The 19,655-nt window shown below is 38.4% G+C and carries 16 protein-coding genes; 4 read left to right on the forward strand and 12 right to left on the reverse strand.

Annotation, left to right across the window (positions count from 1 at the left end; all coding sequences use genetic code 11):
• The first annotated feature begins 74 nt into the window (after positions 1-74).
• Positions 75-785: a CPBP family intramembrane glutamic endopeptidase gene (locus RU87_RS08000; protein ID WP_068163868.1), complete on the forward strand. Its 711-nt coding sequence runs from the start codon at positions 75-77 to the stop codon at positions 783-785.
• Between the two features lie 95 nt (positions 786-880).
• Here RU87_RS08000 and gla read toward each other — a convergent pair whose 3' ends face one another.
• Positions 881-1,771: an aquaglyceroporin Gla gene (gene gla, locus RU87_RS08005; protein ID WP_068163863.1), complete on the reverse strand. Its 891-nt coding sequence runs from the start codon at positions 1,769-1,771 to the stop codon at positions 881-883.
• Between the two features lie 404 nt (positions 1,772-2,175).
• Here gla and RU87_RS08010 point away from each other — a divergent pair, with 404 nt between their 5' ends.
• The gene (locus RU87_RS08010; protein ID WP_068163860.1) at positions 2,176-4,473 is read left to right on the forward strand and encodes a Xaa-Pro dipeptidyl-peptidase; all 2,298 of its coding nucleotides are present in this window, start codon (positions 2,176-2,178) and stop codon (positions 4,471-4,473) included.
• Positions 4,474-4,476: 3 nt separating this feature from the next.
• Positions 4,477-5,190, forward strand: coding sequence for a gamma-glutamyl-gamma-aminobutyrate hydrolase family protein (locus RU87_RS08015; protein ID WP_068163857.1), 714 nt, complete (start codon positions 4,477-4,479; stop codon positions 5,188-5,190).
• Between the two features lie 99 nt (positions 5,191-5,289).
• On the opposite strand, the gene gltX is transcribed toward RU87_RS08015, so the two are convergent.
• The 11 genes from gltX to RU87_RS08070 all read right to left on the reverse strand — a co-directional run bounded on the left by gltX (position 5,290) and on the right by RU87_RS08070 (position 18,944).
• Positions 5,290-6,738, reverse strand: a complete 1,449-nt coding sequence (gene gltX / locus RU87_RS08020; RefSeq protein WP_068163853.1) for a glutamate--tRNA ligase — start codon at positions 6,736-6,738, stop codon at positions 5,290-5,292.
• A 144-nt stretch (positions 6,739-6,882) separates the two neighbouring features.
• Positions 6,883-7,365, reverse strand: a complete 483-nt coding sequence (ispF, locus tag RU87_RS08025; protein ID WP_068163850.1) for a 2-C-methyl-D-erythritol 2,4-cyclodiphosphate synthase — start codon at positions 7,363-7,365, stop codon at positions 6,883-6,885.
• Positions 7,366-7,374: 9 nt separating this feature from the next.
• The gene (gene ispD, locus RU87_RS08030; protein ID WP_068163847.1) at positions 7,375-8,082 is read right to left on the reverse strand and encodes a 2-C-methyl-D-erythritol 4-phosphate cytidylyltransferase; all 708 of its coding nucleotides are present in this window, start codon (positions 8,080-8,082) and stop codon (positions 7,375-7,377) included.
• Entirely contained in the window at positions 8,079-9,152 is a 1,074-nt protein-coding gene (locus tag RU87_RS08035) for a PIN/TRAM domain-containing protein (RefSeq protein ID WP_068163845.1), read from the reverse strand. The genes ispD and RU87_RS08035 overlap by 4 nt, the downstream gene beginning before the upstream one ends.
• Before the next feature lie 162 nt (positions 9,153-9,314).
• Positions 9,315-10,679 (reverse strand): DNA repair protein RadA, encoded by a 1,365-nt coding sequence (gene radA, locus RU87_RS08040; RefSeq protein WP_068163842.1) that lies wholly within the window; start codon positions 10,677-10,679, stop codon positions 9,315-9,317.
• A gap of 97 nt (positions 10,680-10,776) precedes the next feature.
• The gene (locus RU87_RS08045) at positions 10,777-11,223 is read right to left on the reverse strand and encodes a dUTP diphosphatase (RefSeq protein WP_068163840.1); all 447 of its coding nucleotides are present in this window, start codon (positions 11,221-11,223) and stop codon (positions 10,777-10,779) included.
• 153 nt (positions 11,224-11,376) lie between these two features.
• On the reverse strand, positions 11,377-13,128 hold the full coding sequence (locus RU87_RS08050) for an ABC transporter ATP-binding protein (protein ID WP_068163838.1): 1,752 nt from the start codon (positions 13,126-13,128) through the stop codon (positions 11,377-11,379).
• Complete coding sequence (locus tag RU87_RS08055) at positions 13,121-14,839, reverse strand: ABC transporter ATP-binding protein (protein ID WP_068163836.1); 1,719 nt, start codon at positions 14,837-14,839, stop codon at positions 13,121-13,123. Before RU87_RS08055 ends, RU87_RS08050 begins: the two co-directional genes overlap by 8 nt.
• Positions 14,840-14,954: 115 nt before the next feature.
• Positions 14,955-17,660: a YhgE/Pip domain-containing protein gene (locus RU87_RS08060; RefSeq protein ID WP_068163834.1), complete on the reverse strand. Its 2,706-nt coding sequence runs from the start codon at positions 17,658-17,660 to the stop codon at positions 14,955-14,957.
• A gap of 36 nt (positions 17,661-17,696) precedes the next feature.
• Positions 17,697-18,245: a TetR/AcrR family transcriptional regulator gene (locus RU87_RS08065; protein WP_068163831.1), complete on the reverse strand. Its 549-nt coding sequence runs from the start codon at positions 18,243-18,245 to the stop codon at positions 17,697-17,699.
• A gap of 153 nt (positions 18,246-18,398) precedes the next feature.
• Positions 18,399-18,944, reverse strand: a complete 546-nt coding sequence (locus RU87_RS08070) for a GNAT family N-acetyltransferase (RefSeq protein WP_068163825.1) — start codon at positions 18,942-18,944, stop codon at positions 18,399-18,401.
• A gap of 153 nt (positions 18,945-19,097) precedes the next feature.
• Here RU87_RS08070 and RU87_RS08075 point away from each other — a divergent pair, with 153 nt between their 5' ends.
• The gene (locus RU87_RS08075; RefSeq protein WP_068163820.1) at positions 19,098-19,529 is read left to right on the forward strand and encodes an Rrf2 family transcriptional regulator; all 432 of its coding nucleotides are present in this window, start codon (positions 19,098-19,100) and stop codon (positions 19,527-19,529) included.
• The last annotated feature ends 126 nt before the right edge of the window (positions 19,530-19,655 follow it).

Consider the following 19,655-nt stretch of genomic DNA (forward strand, 5'->3'; position numbering starts at 1 on the left):
TTCAAATTGACATCACTGGATGATTTTGTCACTATTTTTTAGACATCGGTAACAAAATATGTTATTTTATATTTATGGATTATTTTGAAAAAACAGAACTCGAAGTCACAAAAAAAACACCACTGCCACCTCACAAAGCCTCCAAACAAACATGGGTATCTAGGCTCAGTATCCTATGGTTACTTATCCTTTGGCAAGTTTCACAAAATGCCGTCATTATCCCAATGAACAAACATGGGCAATTTAGCTTATGGAAGATTGGCTTATTCTTAATCATCTTTGCCATTTGTGTCATCCTATCTTACCAATGGGCAAGAAAGTACCACTTAATCCCAGCGATCCAATGGCGCTACTTCCAATTCGGTAAAATTGCTATGGGATTTGGACTTATGTTTGCAGTTGCACTCATCTCAGGCTTGATTATGCACCTAACTGGTACGAAAAGTACCGCAAACCAGGATGTTGTTGATGCAATTGGCAAGATGTTACCTCCCGTCATATTCTTCATCATGACAACTTCTGCTGGTTTCTTTGAAGAATTGATTTTTAGAGTCTCGTCATTTGAACTTATATTCAACAAATGGCCTAAGATAGCTGCCCTTTTTGCTTGGGGACTCTTTACACTGGCACATAACCCAACTAACATTGCTAGTTTTGTGACCTATGGTCTCATGAGTTTAGTACTTACCGGTCTCTACATCAAATATAGAAACTTTTATCTTAATCTGTCAGTTCATTTTCTATGGAATGCCTTTGGCATGATTGTCTTTTTTATGGCTAAATGAATGAGCCTTAGTATTAACTGTAACCCTAGTAACATACAAAAGCACCTTGGTTATGATAACCAAGGTGCTTTTGTATGTGTATCATGAGGCGTTGCTTATAAGAAAATAATCTTAAAGAGTGCAACCGCGCAAAGACCAGCTAAAATAGGTGCTGCAACTGGTACCCAAGAATACCACCATTTTGAATCACTTTTAGCTTCGCCAAGAATTGATTTAGGCAAAATAGCATGTAACATACGAGGTCCTAAATCACGGGCAGGATTAAGTCCTGGACCTGTTGGGCCACCAAGTGCTGCAACAAGTGCCAATACTAAGAACCCAAGTGCAATATGAGCAACTGCAAGAGAACCAGCATTACCACTTGTTAACCCAGTAATCCCTTGTTGAATTTTTGTTGGCATATCCATATCTGCAACTTTTGCAGCTTTACCACCTTGAGCCAATAACTTTTCAATTCCTGGTACAATTTCAGCACCAAAGAAGTTTTTAGTTAACCCTAATGCAGCAAAGAAAAGTACAAACGAACCAATAAATTCATTTAGGAAACCATTAATCGTAGCAGACCGACGGCTCTCTTTTGACCCGTTATCTAAACTATCGATTGTTGAGAAAGTCCCAAGAATATGGTTTGGATTGTTTGTATTCAAATAGAATGGGCGATAAACCATTACAATAATCGCTTGACCAACCATAGCACCTAATACTTGTGCGATGATGTATTGTGCCACATGCGCCCAAGGAAATAATCCTGATGCTGCAAGTCCTAATGTAAACGCAGGGTTGATGTGGTTACCTGAAACATTACCAAACATCAAAGCAGGGATCATAACCCCACAACCATATCCCCATGCGATAGTCATCCATCCTGAACCGTAGCCTTTAGTCCCTTTAAGGTCAACGTTTGCTACTGCACCATTACCAAGAATAATTAGAATCGCTGTGCCGAGAAACTCAGCGAGGTATTTTGTCATCCATGTTACGTCCATTTTTGTTCGTAATCTCCTTTAGTATAATTGTTGTACTGATTGAGTTGAGAAGCAAAACTCATACTCAAAAAAAATTAATAAATTGCTATTGTTAATACTATATAAGTTTATCAGAAAACACATACCATGTAAAGCGTAAGAAAGCGTTTACATTCCAAATCAGTTTAATTTAAGCTATAAATTAAACCAAGTCTTATAAAAATAAAGCAATTGGCTATCTCTAGCCCTATCTAATCCAAACTTACTTTGTGTCATGATGTCTTTTTTTCAGTCACAAATGTTTTTTGAGTAGCATTTACGACGATATAGTGACTATTTTGTTATAATTTAAACAATTGCTTGATGATAGCGTCACGACACAACTATTTTTCATCGTATCAATCTTAGTTTTTTAAGGAGGTAACATGCACTTCAATCACTTTTCTATTATTGACAAATCCCCTGCACAACAACTTGTAGACTTATCCGAACTAGGCTTTGCTTTTAATACTGACTTAGCTGCCAAGTCACAATTCAAACACTTTTTAAACTCATCTCCTATTGACTTAACGACTCTAGCTACTAGTCAAACACAAACACTACTTGATTTTTTTAAAGCAGATACCCCTTTAACGTGGGACATTTTCTATGGTGTTGGCTTGCAGTTACTTGGGTTCGTTGCTAATTTTGACTTCCAGTTTACTGATGCGTTATCATTTGCACGACGTATTCAGCTGCCACTAGTCGATATAACAGCTAATATTTGTGATAGCTCAGTTTTGATTCATGCAATTTATTTACTCTTAAACACCAGACAAAAACATGGTATGACATTAGTTGAACATCTGGTGTCAGAAGGACTGATACCTATTGATAATTGTTATCATTTTTTTAACGATAAATCTCTTGCCACTTTTGATACACAAAACTTAAGTCGTGAAGTTGTGTATATTGAGAGTCCAGTTGATACGCTAGATACAGGTAGCTATGATCTCATAAAAGTCCAGATTATTCGCCCGCATTTTGCAGGTAAATTACCTGTTGTCATGACTGCAAGTCCCTATCATCTCGGCATTAATGAACTTGCAAATGATGCTCAACTGCATGATATGACACAGGCGTTAACGCAAAAAACACCTCACATGATCGATCTTTCAACTCGTAATCACAAATTGCCTAACTATGATAAAACAGCTGGACAACCTGCCAATCAGAACCTGGAGTTAGAACACTTCACGCACAGTTGGACTTATTCACTGAATGATTACTTGTTAGCACGTGGCTTTGCCTCAGTCTATGTCGCAGGAGTTGGGACTCTAGGATCTGATGGTTTTCAAACATCTGGTGACTATCAGCAGATTTTAAGTGTAACTGCAGTCATTGACTGGTTAAATGGTCGAGCACGTGGCTTTACCTCACGTCAAAAAACACACACGACAACAGCTGATTGGGCTAACGGTCATGTTGCGATGACTGGTAAATCTTACCTAGGCACACTCGCTTATGGTGCTGCAACGACAGGCGTCGACGGTCTTGATGTTATCCTTGCTGAAGCAGGTATTACAAACTGGTATGATTACTATCGTGAAAATGGGTTAGTTCGCAGTCCTGGTGGTTTTCCTGGAGAAGACTTAGATGTTTTAGCAGCATTAACCTACTCTAAAAATCTAGATGCAGCAGACTTTGCCAAAAATAATTTAGCGTATAAACATAATTTAGACGAGATGACCAAACACTTGGACCGTGATTCAGGTAATTATAACAAGTTTTGGCACGACCGCAACTACTTACCAAACGCTCACAAAGTCAAGGCGGATGTCCTGATTGTCCACGGACTGCAAGATTTTAATGTCACCACTTCTCATGCGTTTAATTTCTGGCATAGCCTTCCTGAACAGGTCAATAAACATGCTTTTCTACACCAAGGTAGTCATATTTATATGAACAATTGGCAATCAATTGATTTTTCAGAGACGATCAATGCCTATTTTACTGCAAAATTGTTATCACGAGAGCTGACGCTAACACTTCCACCTGTCATCTGGCAACAAAATAGTGTCAACCAAAGCTTTCTAGATTTGCCAGGTTTTGGTGCTCAACACATTGAAACGATCCAACTCGGTTATCAGGGCGAGCTGGAACACTTTGATAATCACTATCCTGATGCATGCTTTAAGGCATATGCTAGTGACTTTAAACAGTTCAAATCTGACTTGTTTTTAGGTAAGGCAAATGCGACAATCATCGACATCCATATGCCTGAAAACCTAAGAATAAACGGTCAGATTGTCTTAACCCTTAACATCAAGCTAAATGATAACAAAGGCATCTTGTCAGCTCAAATTTTAGACTTTGGCAACAAAAAACGATTTACTGACACGAGTCGCCTATTAGCTAGTAAAGTCATCGATCGTGGTCGTAACTTTATGCTAGATGACTTACGTGAGCTCAGTTTAGTAGACTCACCTTATCAAGTTGTCACAAAAGGCTTTATGAATCTTCAAAACCGCCAGAAATTAACCGAAATCAACTCTGTGATCCCTGATGAATGGATGAGAGTTGAGATGCGTTTACAGCCTACTATCTATGAGTTTGAAGCAAACGATACATTACGCTTAGTCATTTATAGTACCGATTTCGAACATACCATACGCGATAATCGTGAGGTCACGTATGACATTAATCTAGAAAAATCACGACTATATATTCCGAAAGAGAGTTAAGCTATGACAACTATTGGCATTATTGGGTCACAATTTCTAAGTACACCTGAATTCCCTTTCCACCAATTTCCTGTCACATATACACGCACAGCATTTATAGATGCTTTGCAAAGCGTTGGTGCACAAGTGATTATCATCCCTATTGATAAAGCGTTGCGCAACCTCCCTCACTACATCAGTTTAGTAGATAAAGTCCTTTTAACTGGCGGAGAAGACGTCTCACCTCAGTTTTACGGACAAGATCCCCATAACCTGTTGGGTAGTACAAATCCTGATCGTGACAGGTTTGAATTAGCTGTGATTCAAGAAGTGATCAAACAAGAGAAAGCGTTACTAGGGGTATGTCGTGGTCATCAACTGCTTAATGTGGCACTCGGAGGGACTTTATATCAGGATTTATCTCTGATGCAGACACCAACGATCAAGCATCTACAAGCACCAACAAAATCACACTTCACAACACATACTGTAGAGATTGATCCCAACTCTAGCCTAAATTTTTTACCTGCTGCTTATCACGTGAATTCTTATCATCACCAAATGATAGATCGATTAGCAGATGACCTAGTCAGCATCGCTCATGCAAGCGACGGTGTCATCGAAGCAGTTGAACATAAAACCAAGCGTTTGATGGGTATCCAGTGGCATCCCGAAGGGACTTGGGACAGTATTCGTGACGAACGTGACATATTTGATTTTTTTGTGAATCACCTTTAAATCAACGCCTATCACGACGATATATGACGATATATGACGATATATAAGAGAACAAATCTGATTTGTTCTCTTTTTGAGTTTTGTGATTTATGTAGCTATTTAGTCTATGAATTGTGCGAGATGACTAACAGCTTTTGCTTTACCTAATAGATAAATCGTATCTGGTAGCTCTGGTCCGTGCATTTCACCTGATACAGCAATTCTAATCGGCATAAATAAGTTTTTGCCTTTGATACCTGTTTCTTTTTGAACAGCTTTGATTAAAGGGAAGATGTTGTCTTTAACATAATCAGCTTCTGATAAGTTTTCTAACTTTTCTTTAAAGCTTTTCAAAACGACTGGCGCAGTTTCAGTTGCTAACACCTCTTTCGCTTCATCTGTCAGTTCAGGGAAGTCAGCATAAAACAAATCTGTTAGTGGCACAATTTCATCTATTGATTTTAATTGTGGTTGATATAACGCCACTAAATGTTTTGATTTATCATCAAAGCGATCTGCTGCTTTTAAGAATGGTGTCGCTAAATCAAATATCGTCTCTAACTCACTATTTTTGATATAGTCGTTATCTAACCAATCTAATTTCTTTTGATCAAATGCAGCAGGAGATTTTGATAAACGTTTTTCATCAAATAACTCAATGAGTTGTGCTTGTGAGAAGATTTCTTTTTCTCCACCAGGATTCCAACCTAATAGCGAGATAAAGTTAAAGACTGCTTCAGGTAAATAGCCTTTTTTACGATAATCTTCGATAAATTGTAAGGTATTAGTATCTCGTTTTGATAATTTTTTACCGGTCTCTGAGTTAATAATCAACGTCATATGACCAAATTCAGGGACATCCCAGCCTAGTGCTTCATAAATCATTAGCTGTTTAGGTGTGTTTGAGATATGATCATCTCCACGAATAACGTGAGAAATTTGCATATCGTGATCATCTACTACTACCGCAAAATTATAGGTTGGATAGCCATCTCGTTTTTGAATGACCCAGTCACCACCAAGATTTTTACCTTCAAATTCGATATCTCCTTTAACGATATCGTGCCATTTATAGATCGCATCAGTTGGCACTTTGATACGCACTGTTGGCTCGATACCAGCTGCTTTACGCTCAGCAATATAAGCCTCAACTTCAGCATCGCTCAAACCAGCATACTCACTGATATAAACTGGCGGTAGACCTTTAGCTTCTTGTGCTTCACGATCTGCTGCAATCTCATCTTCTGTCTTATAAGAATGATAGGCATGACCAGATGTCAATAATGCATCAATATAGGTTTGATAAAGTGACAAGCGTTCAGACTGACGGTAACGCTCATGCGTTTCTGGCGACTCATCCCAATCCATCCCCAACCAGCGTAAGTTATCTAGTTGAGAGCGCTCGCCATCCTCAACATGGCGTTTACGGTCAGTATCTTCGATACGTATGATAAAGTCTCCGCCATGATGACGCGCATATAAATAATTAAATAGCGCTGTTCTAGCATTGCCGATATGTAAAAGTCCTGTAGGTGATGGTGCATAACGCACACGAATTTTATTTGTCATTTCTTCTCCTTAAAATAGTCATTCCTATTCTACCAAAATATCAAAAAAAGCGCCAATATGGTTACTGACGTCTTTTTTAAACAAATGAGATAAACTTCCCATCTGATCGTATCTTTTTTGTCTTACCAACCTGACCTATCAACATCACTGATGGACAAGTAATACAACAGCTTCACAAGCCATACCCTCTTTACGACCTACAAACCCTAACTTTTCTGTTGTCGTCGCTTTAATATTAACACTTGCAACATCTGTATGTAAAATCAAAGCAATATTAGCCTTCATTTGCTGTAAATGAGGGGCCATCTTAGGTGCTTCAGCTAGGATTGTCGCATCAATATTACCGATAGCATACCTTTTTTCTCGCATCATATCATAGATATCAGCCAAGATTTTTGTAGAGGCAATCCCTTGTGTCTCAGGATTAGTATCTGGAAACGCATGACCAATATCACCTAGACCTAAGGCACCAATAATGGCATCAGTGATAGCATGTAACAACACATCAGCATCAGAATGACCCAACAAGCCTTTATCATAAGGTATCGTCACGCCACCAATGACCAAATCACGCTCTTCAACAAGTTGATGAACATCATACCCTTGTCCAATTTTAAATGAATGCATCTAGTTCCTTTACCTCGTCTCTAACTTATCACAACTTTCTTGTTTTATTCGATGTGTCAAAATTGCTTCTCCGAAGATAAGGTCTTCTGGTGTTGTGATTTTAATATTCTCATAAGATCCGCTAACAATTGCCACAGCATCAGTCGCATATGCTTCTACTAAGCTAGCATCATCAGTTCCTAAAAACTGTTCTAACTTAGCTGTATCATGCATTTTTTTAATCAATGTAGTCTCAAAAAACTGAGGCGTCTGCGCTGCCCAAAGTGCGTCTCTCGGCACTGTTTGATTAATCTGATGATCTGATGCGACTTGTTTGATTGTATCCTTAACAGGTACAGCCAAAATCGCATTGTCATGTGCTTTAAGTAGGCTCAAGAGCGGTAAAGTCACAAACGGTCTTGCACCGTCGTGGATCATTACATAGTCGCTCGTCACCTCAGCTAAAGCATGTCTGACTGAATCTTGTCTTTCAGCACCACCTGAGACAAATCTGACGGTGTCAGACAAAAAGCTAGAAAAATAAGCTTGCTCCTCTGGTTTTCCTACAAGCAGGATAGATTGACAGTCTGGGTCAGATAAAAACAACTCTAGAGAGTACTCAAAAATGGCTTTTTCGCCTAATTTCAAAAATATTTTATTCTGATCTGCAGCCATTCGACGACCTGAACCAGCAGCTAAGATGATAGCACTATAGTTTTTTTTCCGTTCTTGTCTCATCTTACAAGCTCACCAAAAATCATGCGACCAGCAGATGTTTGCAATGATTTCGTTACTTCAACAGTTACTGTTTTATCTAACATATCTGCAGTATCTTCAACCACAATCATCGTCCCATCTGGTAGATAACCGATCCCTTGACGTCTTTCAGTCCCTTTCTTAACAATCGTAAGCGATAGTGTGTCTCCGACAATCAACTGAGGTTTGACAGCATTTGCTAAATCATTAATGTTTAAGACTTTTACGCCCTGAATTTCTGCAACCTTGTTTAGATTAAAATCATTTGTAACCAAAGCCGCCCCTGTTTCAGATGCAAAGCGTAAGAGTTTTGTATCAACTTCATGGATATCTTGATAATCCTTAGCAGACACAGTCACATTCGCAACCTCTTTCATATCGTTTACTAAATCAAGTCCCCGACGGCCTTTAGCACGCTTCAGATTATCATTACTATCAGATAATAGCTGTAATTCTAGTAATACGAAATTAGGCACGATAATATCGCCATCTAAAAATCCAGTTTTTAGAATATCTAGGATACGTCCATCTATCAAGACACTCGTATCTAATAATTTGGCATACCCTTTAACTTTACGTTTATCTCTTCTATCTATTTTATCCGTTTTAACTGCAAGAGATGTTTTCTTTTTACTAAAAAAATTCAGAATATCAGTTTCTCTTTTTGTAGACACGCTGTAACCGACATAAACTGCCAACATCATCAGTAAAAAGGGAATAATGGTTGATAAAATTGGGATGCGTAATATCCACAATGGAATACTTGCAATCGCACCAATAACCAACCCTAAAACGCCTCCCATAAACCCTAAGGTAATCTTTGGGATATTGATCGTTGCAACAATTTTATCAATTTGTTCAACAAAGTTAAGTAATAGTCTAATAAATAAAATAGAAAAAATCAGAAAAATAATTGCGCCGATTAAACTGTTAACTACTACATTGTTTTGAAACTGTCTTTGATTAATTAATGTCCAAAATTCAGGCAAAAATGCATCGCCAATCGTTGCACCAACGATGACCATCAAGACATGAATAATAATACGCTTCATGTGCCTCTCCTTTATTGATTATGACCTAAAAACGGTGGCATCATAATCTATTTTTGTATTACCATCGATACGAGTTAGCCAACATCATACTCACATATGCTGTCGAAATGTTTACACTTTTTAATTTTAACACATTTTTCTTAAAATTACCGACATAATCTCTTATGAGTTAAAAACCTTTTGTAAAACTTCAGCTAATGTTGCGACGCCTATGACTTCTATACCGGTTGGCATTGTTACACCTGACACCGAATTTTGCGGGACATAAATTTTTTTGAAGCCTAGTTTAGCTGCTTCATTAATCCGGCTTTCGATGCGGTTGACGCGTCGAATCTCTCCTGTCAACCCGATTTCTCCTATAAATGCAACATCAGCAGGCGTCGTTTTTTCTTTATAGCTAGACACGATAGCTACTGCGATTGCTAAGTCAATCGCCGGCTCATCTAACTTGACACCACCTGCCGATTTTAGATAGGCATCTTGATTTTGTAAGAGTAGATTTGCTCGCTTTTCTAATACCGCTAAAATCAAACTAACACGGTTAAAATCCAGACCAGATGTCGTTCGTCTAGCATTACCAAAAACAGTCGGGGTGATTAAAGATTGAATTTCAACTAAGATAGGTCTGGTCCCTTCCATCGATACAACGATGGCCGATCCTGTCGCCCCTTCAAGACGTTCTTCTAAAAATAGTTCACTTGGATTCGTGACCTCTACTAGACCTTGAGACTGCATTTCAAAAATACCGATTTCATTGGTTGATCCGAAACGATTTTTGACGGCTCTTAAAATTCTAAATGTATGTTGACGTTCACCTTCAAAGTAGAGTACAGTATCTACCATGTGTTCCAACATCCTAGGACCTGCAAGGCTACCTTCTTTGGTAACATGACCAACAATGAAAGTCGCTATATTATTAGTTTTAGCGATTTGAAGCAACTCAGCTGTCACCTCACGTACTTGACTAACTGATCCTTGTACCCCTGTGATTTCTGGACTCATGACCGTTTGAATCGAATCTATTACCAAAAAGTCAGGTTGTAATTTTTCAATCTCACTTCTGATATGTTGCATATTATTTTCAGCATAAAGATAAAAATCAGAGTCTAAATCGCCTAAGCGTTCAGCTCGCATCTTTATTTGCTGGGCAGATTCTTCACCAGAAACGTAAAGCACTCGACCTAGATGTGCTAACTGTACTGATACCTGTAATAGAATCGTAGATTTACCGATACCTGGATCTCCACCAATTAATATCAAGCTACCAGGAACAACCCCACCACCTAGGACACGATTGAACTCTCCCATATCTGTAAGCACACGAGGTGTATCCAAGCTCTCCACCTCACCCAGTTTCACAGGTCTAGCCTTTTCACCGGTCAGTGTGACACGCGCATTTTTAACGGTTTTAGTCTCTACCTCTTCAACAAAAGCGCTCCAAGCCCCACAGTTTGGACAGCGGCCAAGATATTTAGGGGATTGATACCCACAAGATTGACAAATAAATGTTGATTTGTTTTTAGCCACTGTCCTATCTCTTCCTATTCTTTATATCGTTTATTTTCAAAATCCTTATCACATCAGTCTACTATGTTTTCTAACACGACAGCATCCTACTAGAAAATTAGCTTCCAGTACTGCCAAATCCGCCTACACGTACACCTGAGGCATCATCATCATCTGCAATTAGAAATGGCATGAAGACACCTTGGATAATACGCTCACCTTTAGTAACGGTCACTGTTTTATCTGTAATATTTAAGCATTGGCTAAAAATATGACCTTCGTTATTAGGATTATCATAGTAATCACTATCAATCACCCCTACACTGTTAGCAAGGACCAACCCTTTTTTTCGCGGTGTTGATGAGCGATCATAGAGATATAATACCTCTCCAGTTTGCATATAAGCCTTGATACCAGTTGGAATCAGTTTTATCTCACCAGGTGCAATCTCTACAGTCTCCGCTGCAGCAAAATCATATCCAGCAGCATGCGCTGTGCCTCGAACTGGTGTTTCAATCCCTTTATCTTTGTATGCTGTGATTACTTCAAATCCACGTGTTTTCATTCTTTTTCTCCAATACTTTAAGATATACTAAGTTCATTATACGAAAAAATCCGAGAAAAATCTCAGACTTGATCGTTCATGATGATAACAAACTTGTAAGCTAAGACACAAGTCAGTTAAGCAAAAGCTAATGCATCGACCATAACTATCGCTTTACTGTGCAAACTGAGCTTGTTGTAACTTAAAGTAATACCCTTGTTTTTTCATCAGCTCATCATGGCTACCAATCTCTACGATTTGACCTTGATTTAAAACAAGAATTTTATCAGCATTTTTTATTGTTGATAATCTGTGTGCAATGATGAAACTTGTATGACCGGTCATCATGCTCATAAATGCCTGTTGAATTTTTTGTTCAGTTAAAGTATCAACTGCGCTAGTCGCCTCATCAAGAATCAACATGCTCGGTTCACTAATCATCGTTCTAGCAATCGTTAATAATTGCCGTTGTCCTTCTGAAATCTTCAGCGCTTGTGCACCTATTTGCGTCTCTAGTTTGTCAGGTAAACGTTTCACAAAGTCGTACATATAGACAGCTTTTAAAGCTTTATAGATGTCTTCATCGGTTGCCGACTGCCTACCATATCTTAGATTTTCTCTTAAAGAGCTACCAAACAGCCAAGTATCTTGCAAAACCATCCCAAAACTTTGTCTTAAACTATCTCGTGTGATGTGTCTAATATCTATGCCATCCACTAAGATTGCCCCTTTATCCACATCATAGAACCGCATTAATAAATTAATCAAGGTTGATTTTCCTGCGCCAGTTTGCCCTACTATGGCAATCATTTGGCCTGGTGCTACTTTTAGTGAAAAATCAGAAATTAAGGTTTGACCAGGATTATAGCCAAAACTAACATCACGAAACTCTATCTCACCTCTTGGATGACTCAAGACGCTTGCATCCACAGAATCTGCTTGCTCAATAGGTTGATTTAGCAATTCTTGTGTCCGTCTTAACCCAGCAAAAGCTGTTTGAATTTGTACGGTTATCCCTGAAATCTCTATAAAGGGTTTCGTAAATTGGCTTGCATATATGGTAAAACTAGAGATGATGCCTATTGTAACAGTTGTTGAGCCATTTAACACTAAGAGACCACCCACACAGCCTACCGCTAAATAAGCCAAATGATCGACAAACCGTGATAAAGGATTGGTTAAAGCAGATGAAAACTGTGCTTTTTGTCCTTTTACATAGAGTTCTTGATTCATCGTTTCAAATTCTGATTGATTGATCAGTTCACGTTGAAATGCTTTTACCGTTTTTTGATTCCCAATCATTTCTGTGATAAAACCAGACACTTGACCGATAATGCGTTGCTGACTGATAAAATCTTGTTGAGATGCACGCGCGACAAGCCAAGACACTAGAAAAATAATAGGCGTCGAAATTAAGACGACAAGTGTTAACATCGGGCTTAAGTAGAGCATAAATACCAGTGCAATCACCACAATGGTCACCCCTGAAAACACTTGGTTAAATACAGCAGCACTAGCTGATGAGATATTATCCATATCATTAGTAAAGCGACTGACAATATCGCCATGAGCTGTCTGATCATAATATCTCAGAGGTAATTTATTGAGATGCGTAAATGCATCTTTTCGCAACACCGCGACTGACCGATAGGCAAGGCGATTACTCAAGCGCTGTAAGATCCACTGACTGAGGACTGTGATGATTAAAACACCAATAAACAAGGTTAAAATATGCTTAATCGCAGTAAAATCAACTTGCCCCTCTTGTGTCATTTGATCAACACTAATCCCGATGTAATAAGTCATCAAAACGACTGTAACACCACTGGCAAGACCACAAACAATGGATAAAATAATCTCTATAGGAAACCCTTTTAGATAAGAGAGAAAAAAACGTAGTGAATGATTATTTTGTTGCTTATTCATGTGTTTCCTCCTGAGATTTGACGATGGCTCTATACTCTGGTGAGTTTTCTAATAAGGCTTCATGACTGCCTTTTCCGACTAAACGACCATTTTCTAACACGAGAATCTGTTTGGCGTGCTGGATGGAGCGGACACGTTGAGAAATGATGATGACAGCACTTGCTAAATCACGTGAAAGCGCTTGTCGTAGGGCTAAATCCGTCTGGTAATCTAGGGCGGAGAGAGAATCATCTAAAATCAACAGCCGTGGCTTACGAATCAAAGCACGCGCAATACTCAACCGCTGTTTTTGACCGCCTGAAAAGTTTTTGCCACCTTCCATCACCATGGTATCTAAACCGTCTGGTAACTTTTCTACAAATTCGCGACACTGAGCTGTTGTGAGGGCTTGCCAACAAGCCTCATCTGTTGCACCAGGATTCCCCCACTGTAAATTATCACGAATCGTCCCATGAAATAAAACTGACGTCTGCGGGACGAAGCCCATTTGTTGACGCAAATGCGTTAACTCCCATTCTCGAACATCTAAGCCATTGACCAATACACGACCCGCTGCAACGTCATAAAAACGCGGGATGAGTTGTGTCAGAGTAGTCTTACCGCTACCTGTTGCACCTGTAATACCCAAAAATTCACCTGAATTCAAGGAAAAGCTGATATCTTCTAGTGCAAGACCTGCTTTTGCTTCGTATCGAAAATCCACCTTGTCAAACCTGACAAACTCCACTTGATCTGGTGCAGTTTTAGCGTTTTCAGGCTGATGCAACGCTGTTTTTTGATCCAAGACTTCATTTACTCGAGCGGCAGATGCTGCTGCACGCGTAAAGATCACGACTAAGTTTGACACGACAATCAAGGCTAATAGCATCTGATTCATATAGTTAATCAAGGCTAATACTTCACCAGGTGTGAGACGTCCCGTATTAACTTTTATCCCACCAATAAAAATCAAGGCAACAATGCCTAGATTCATGACAAGTGTTGTGGCTGGAGATAATAGGGCTGATAAATTTGTCACCCGTTGATAGACATGTGCCAAATCATCAGATGCCTCGTTAAATTGCACGACATCTCGTTTGCGCCTTGCAAATGCACGAATCACACGAACACCACTTAAATTTTGGTTGACTAATTCATTAAGTTCATCTAATTTTTTTTGCACACGTTGATACAAAGGCACACTATAGCGAACAATAAAGTAGAGAATCACACAAAATATTGGCAATAAAATCAGATAAAGCAAGCCAGTTTGCCAATCAATATAAAAAGCCATGATCACAGAACCGACACTTAGAAAAGGTGCTCTCACAACCAAGCGAATTAACATGGCAATAGCCAACTGTAATTGGTTGATATCACTGGTTAACCGCGTGATTAACGTATCTGTCCCAAAAAGATTTAATTCTTGGTGAGACAACCGATTAATCTGCTTCATCAATTGATTGCGAAGGACAGTACCGAATCCTTGTGAAGCGATTGAGGCATAGTATTGACAGACGAGAGCACAACCCATACCGATGACTGACATGGCGATCATCCAGCCAACCGTTTGCCAAAGTACTACTTTGTTATCAGCACGTATCCCTTTATCGATCAATCTTGCCATTAATAAAGGCAGAACTAATTCAAATACTGCCTCTAAAAATTTAAAAAAAGGTCCTAAGATAATTTGTTTACGATAATCTCGTGCATATTTTAATAAACGCCTCACGAAACCCCTCCATTTTCCATATACTCATAGTACATCCATTGTAGCTCAAATACTGAGCGATAGCAAAAATTGATCATGAAAATAAAACAATCACATCCTAAAATGTGATTGTTTATTAATGGAAAATATGACTTTTGTGTGCAGCTTCTGAGATTTTTTTAGACGTTGGCTCAATATGTGGAAACAGCCAGATACCGCCTACTAAAAATACAACGCCAACTGACACCAAGATCAAAATAGCAGACCAGGCATTTGGCCAATAAATGCCACCAGCGGATTCCCTTAGTAAGTTGACCGCATGCGTAAATGGCAGAAACGGATTAATGAATTGGAAGAATTTACCAGATACTTGGATGGGATAATTACCACCACCACCTGAAATGGATAGGACAAGGATGATAATGGCAATCCCTTTACCGATGTTACCAAATAAACCAACCAATACATAGACCATAATCATAAAGATAATGGCAATCAGTTCCGCAAACAAAACACTATAGACTGGATTATGAACAGATACACCTAGACCGAAGTAGTTACCTAATGTGACGATAAGCGCTTGACCAATTCCCATCACGATAAAGGTCAACATCCGTGCAGAAAACTGCTCGCGTTTCGAGTAACGCCCCCTATCCTTATCTTTAATATACACTTCAGTCACAGCTAAACTAGAAAAGAGAACTGCCCCTACCCATAAACATAGGGCTGTATAAAATGGTGTACTTGCTGACCCATTGTTTGCAATAGGATAAATCGCATTTTCTTGGATATCGACAGGTTTGGTTAAGAAATCACTTTCTTTGGTCGCATCCAGTTTGAGGAGCTTGACGATATTGCCCAGGTCAACTTCTTTCTCCCCTTTTCGAATGGCATCTGCAGCCTTTTGAACACCCGCTTTGATACTTGGCCAGTCATTAGCAATCAAGTCATTGGCTTGATTCAAAGCCGATTCTAACTCTGGCATTTTTTGATTTACTGTCCCCAATGTATCTGTGAGATCTTTTCGAATACTTGGATAATCATTTTTGACAAAATCAGCAGCTTGGTCTAGTTTTTGTGAGACAACTGGCAGTTCATTTTGGTACAATGATGCACCTTTGTTAATCCCATCCACGATGGCCGTCATATTTCCATTTAACATGGTATTGGCGTCATGGACTTCTTGTTGGATAGCAGGCATCTCTTTTTGATACTTTTCAAGTATGGCAATCGCATTCGTTACCGTTTGACTTGTCGCATTAAGAAGGGAATCAAAATCAATACTTTGTGCTTGAGTTAATAGTCCCTTTGCCTCAGTTACAGTTTTGATAAATTGCTCTAACTGGTTTTTAACACTTGTGCTAATACTTGATACATCAATTTGTCCAACCAAGGCTGAAATATTTTGTGATAAAATATTGATTTGATCTAACACTGCTTCAACAGCAGCTATATCATCATTTTGTATGAAGCCGTTAACTTGACCGATTTTTTCGCTAACTTGACCTAGTACGGTACTTAAAGCTTCCAATCGAGAAATTGCAGGATCAAGATCATGATTACCAGCATTGGTTTCGACCTGCTTCATCAAGTCAACAAGATTTTTGATCGCCGTTTGTTGCGTGGTAATATTAGCTTGGGCAGCTTGAATTAACTGATTAATCTGTGCTTTTTCATCTGGTGTCAGCTTATCATCAGCAATTGCTTGTTCAACCGTCGTAACGATTGAACTCGTCGAATCAGCAACTGTTTTAAGTGACTGCAGTGTCACTTGGACACTATTTGTGATCGTTGGGAGTGCATCTTTTAATTGAGTTGCACCAGAAAGGCTAACATCTGCTAATTTAGTCGCATCATTACCAAGTTTTTTAATATCTGGCAAAGCAGTCTGTACCTGATGAATAATCGTTAGGCCTTGCTTGGCTTCTTGAATCCCATTCGTCATCGTTTGTTGTACGCCCGCAAAATCTTGATCAATCATGGCAAGTTGCTTACCAGCATTTTGAATCTCTGGTATTTTACCTTGCAGGGTCATGATAACTGACAGTTGATTTTTAATGGTTGGCATATTATTGTCAAGTTTGACAATTTTATCGCCTAAGTCATCCACTTGTGGTAGATAATTAGCGAATTGATTTGCCTTATCCAGTTTACCTTTTAATTCAGGGAGTTTTCCGTGAAGGGCAACAACTTGCTGTGTATATTGGTCAATCGTTGCCAAATTATCATTCGTCGATAAAATCATGCTTTTCACTTTTTGGATACTGACCATATTTTTATCCAAATCGTAACCAATCGTATTGAAGGTGTTAAAAAGTGTCCGACTTGCTGTATTGATAAATTCTTCAGAAATCTGACTCTGTAAAGACGAGGCCCCTTTTGATGTAATTTTTGGTGCGATTGCATTTATTTTTTCATTAATCGAATACACGATTTCTGGTTTCTTGATATCGCCAGTCGTAAAGCTAAGTAGATTTTTAGAAAAGTCAGATGGCAGATAAATCCCAGCATAATACTTTCCTGATTTGACACCTTTATCTAAAGTTGCTTTTGAGTCAACAAATTGCCAGCCAAGTTGCTTATTTTTTTTGAGATTTTTTAAGACATCCTCACCGATATTAATCGATTTATCTTGAAATTTTTGCGTTTTATCAGCACTATAGACAGCGATAGGCAGTTGTGAGGTATTTGCATAGGGATCCCAAAGCGCTTTGATATTAAACCAAGCATATAATGATGGAATAAACATTAAGGCAACCATTAAAAAGATGGCAATCGGATTTTTAAAAATCCGTTGCCAATCAATCATAAATAGTTGCCACGTATTTTTGATGTGTTTCACTTACTCTCCTTTATTTCATAACTAACACAATAAACATCACTGCTGCACGTCAGGTTTATTAACCAGTAACATCAGTAAACTTGCGATTTGTTCTGGTGACTCCTTACGTTTGCGATCAATCCAAGTTTGTGTCAAGCCAAAAATAGCATTGGCATAGTAAGTCGTCGCATAAATATCAGCTAAGTCGTCTAACTGCTCTAACTTATGTCTCTCATGTAATTCTGAGCGATCTAAGATAAGTTTTAATTGATTTTGCATAAATTGCTGGCTTTCTTGGTTTCCATTTTTAGAAAATAAAGCAGCATACAAATCGTTGGTATAAAGTAATTCATAAGTTTCTAACATCGTTTGTTTGAGAAACCCTTTGTTTTTTTCAAAAATATATTCAATTTTATTAAATAGCGCTTTTTGATACTCATCGATCATATCTCGCTTATCTTTGTAATGTGTGTAGAACCCACTGCGACTTATTTTTGCAACCTTTACCAACTCAGTCGTCGTAATTTGATCAAATGCTTTTTCTTGTAAAAGCTGTGACATGGCATCACGAAGCATGACTTTAGTTTGTTCTTTTCTGTCTATCACGATTACCCCTCAATTTCATCTATACATACTGTCCAAAATAAGTTGAACAAATTATCTTCAAGCAATATATGTCTGTGTTCACTAACTGATAATTATTATAACTAATTTTAGACACATTGTCTAATCAAAACATATTCATGATAAGATAAACCCCTACGACTGAGTCTTGGCGTGTTGTTTTAGCCATTCCTTTTTTAACAAAGCATACTGATACGTATTTTCATATTTTGGTTGTCCATCTACTGTCACAAAAGAAATAAACTCTAAAAATAAACCTTCTCTTCTCATCCCTAACTTTTCAGCTAAGTTTTGAGACGGATAGTTATCATCTTCGATGTAGGCACTTAGCCGTCTAGCCTTTTGAGTTGTAAATAAGTCATGAATCATGGCACTAGCACTTTCTGTTGCATAGCCTTTCCCTTCATAATTCGGATTAAAGTGCCAACCAATAAAATACGTATCCGGCTCGTTAAATTCACAAAATAGTTCCCCGATAACCTTCTGACCATCTTTTAATACCACAGCTATTTTCGAGTCATCTTTACTTTTCTTAAGGGCCTCTTTTTGCGCTGCATCCAAAGTTGTCAATTTTTCATCTTTAAAACAGTTAACTTTAGGATCTGCCAAATACCCTAAAATATCCTCAGCATCCATTGCTTTGAAAGGTCTTAGACTTAATCTATCTGTATCTATCCGCATATTAATACTCCTTTTTATGTATTGATAGCTGTATATCTTCATTCTAACATTAATCAAATTAAATTGTCATTAAAATATTGGATTCAAGCAGTTGACATTTAAATTACCGTTCACTATAATTGAGAAGACTTCACTACCCTGATAGGAGATATCATGCCATTATCCAGTCGTTTCACTATTGCTTTACATATCTTGTCGCTCCTTGGCACAAAAGATAAGGAAAAAATGACCAGCCAACTGATGGCCGCCTCTATTGGTGTCAACCCAGTTGTCGTGCGTAAAGTACTAGGCCATCTCAAAACAGCTGATATTATCACTGTTAAACGTGGGCAAGGTGGTGCTAGTATTGCTAAAACACCAGAGAACATTACTTATTTTGATGTCTATCGTGCTGTTGAGGTCGTGCCAAAAGCAGGACTTTTCAATTTCCATAATAACCCTAATCCAGCCTGTGTTGTGGGCAAAAATATCCATGCGATTTTAGATGATGATTTAGCCCATGCCCAAGAGACGTTCGAGAGCTTTCTAAAAACGAAAACGATCGCACAGCTATTAGACAAAACAAACCAATATATACAGGACTAATACTTGTCAAACTGGACAAGCATTAGTCTTTTTATTATCTCGAGTGTTTAAAATTGACAGTACCTGTTTTCTTTGTTATCATATGGGTAAATAGTTGTAACTAAAAAAGTTACAACCAAACAATAA

The sequence above is a fragment of the Pseudolactococcus plantarum genome (genome assembly GCF_002441715.1).
Lineage (GTDB): Bacteria > Bacillota > Bacilli > Lactobacillales > Streptococcaceae > Pseudolactococcus > Pseudolactococcus plantarum.

Coding starts and splice junctions, on each gene's coding strand:
- RU87_RS08015 (WP_068163857.1), top strand. CDS start 4,477: ATGACAACTATTGGCATTATTGGGTCACAATTTCTAAGTACACCTGAA.
- gltX (WP_068163853.1), bottom strand. CDS start 6,738: ATGACAAATAAAATTCGTGTGCGTTATGCACCATCACCTACAGGACTT.
- RU87_RS08000 (WP_068163868.1), top strand. CDS start 75: ATGGATTATTTTGAAAAAACAGAACTCGAAGTCACAAAAAAAACACCA.
- RU87_RS08070 (WP_068163825.1), bottom strand. CDS start 18,944: ATGCGGATAGATACAGATAGATTAAGTCTAAGACCTTTCAAAGCAATG.
- RU87_RS08045 (WP_068163840.1), bottom strand. CDS start 11,223: ATGAAAACACGTGGATTTGAAGTAATCACAGCATACAAAGATAAAGGG.
- RU87_RS08035 (WP_068163845.1), bottom strand. CDS start 9,152: ATGAAGCGTATTATTATTCATGTCTTGATGGTCATCGTTGGTGCAACG.
- ispF (WP_068163850.1), bottom strand. CDS start 7,365: ATGCATTCATTTAAAATTGGACAAGGGTATGATGTTCATCAACTTGTT.
- ispD (WP_068163847.1), bottom strand. CDS start 8,082: ATGAGACAAGAACGGAAAAAAAACTATAGTGCTATCATCTTAGCTGCT.
- RU87_RS08075 (WP_068163820.1), top strand. CDS start 19,098: ATGCCATTATCCAGTCGTTTCACTATTGCTTTACATATCTTGTCGCTC.
- gla (WP_068163863.1), bottom strand. CDS start 1,771: ATGGACGTAACATGGATGACAAAATACCTCGCTGAGTTTCTCGGCACA.
- RU87_RS08010 (WP_068163860.1), top strand. CDS start 2,176: ATGCACTTCAATCACTTTTCTATTATTGACAAATCCCCTGCACAACAA.
- RU87_RS08050 (WP_068163838.1), bottom strand. CDS start 13,128: ATGAATAAGCAACAAAATAATCATTCACTACGTTTTTTTCTCTCTTAT.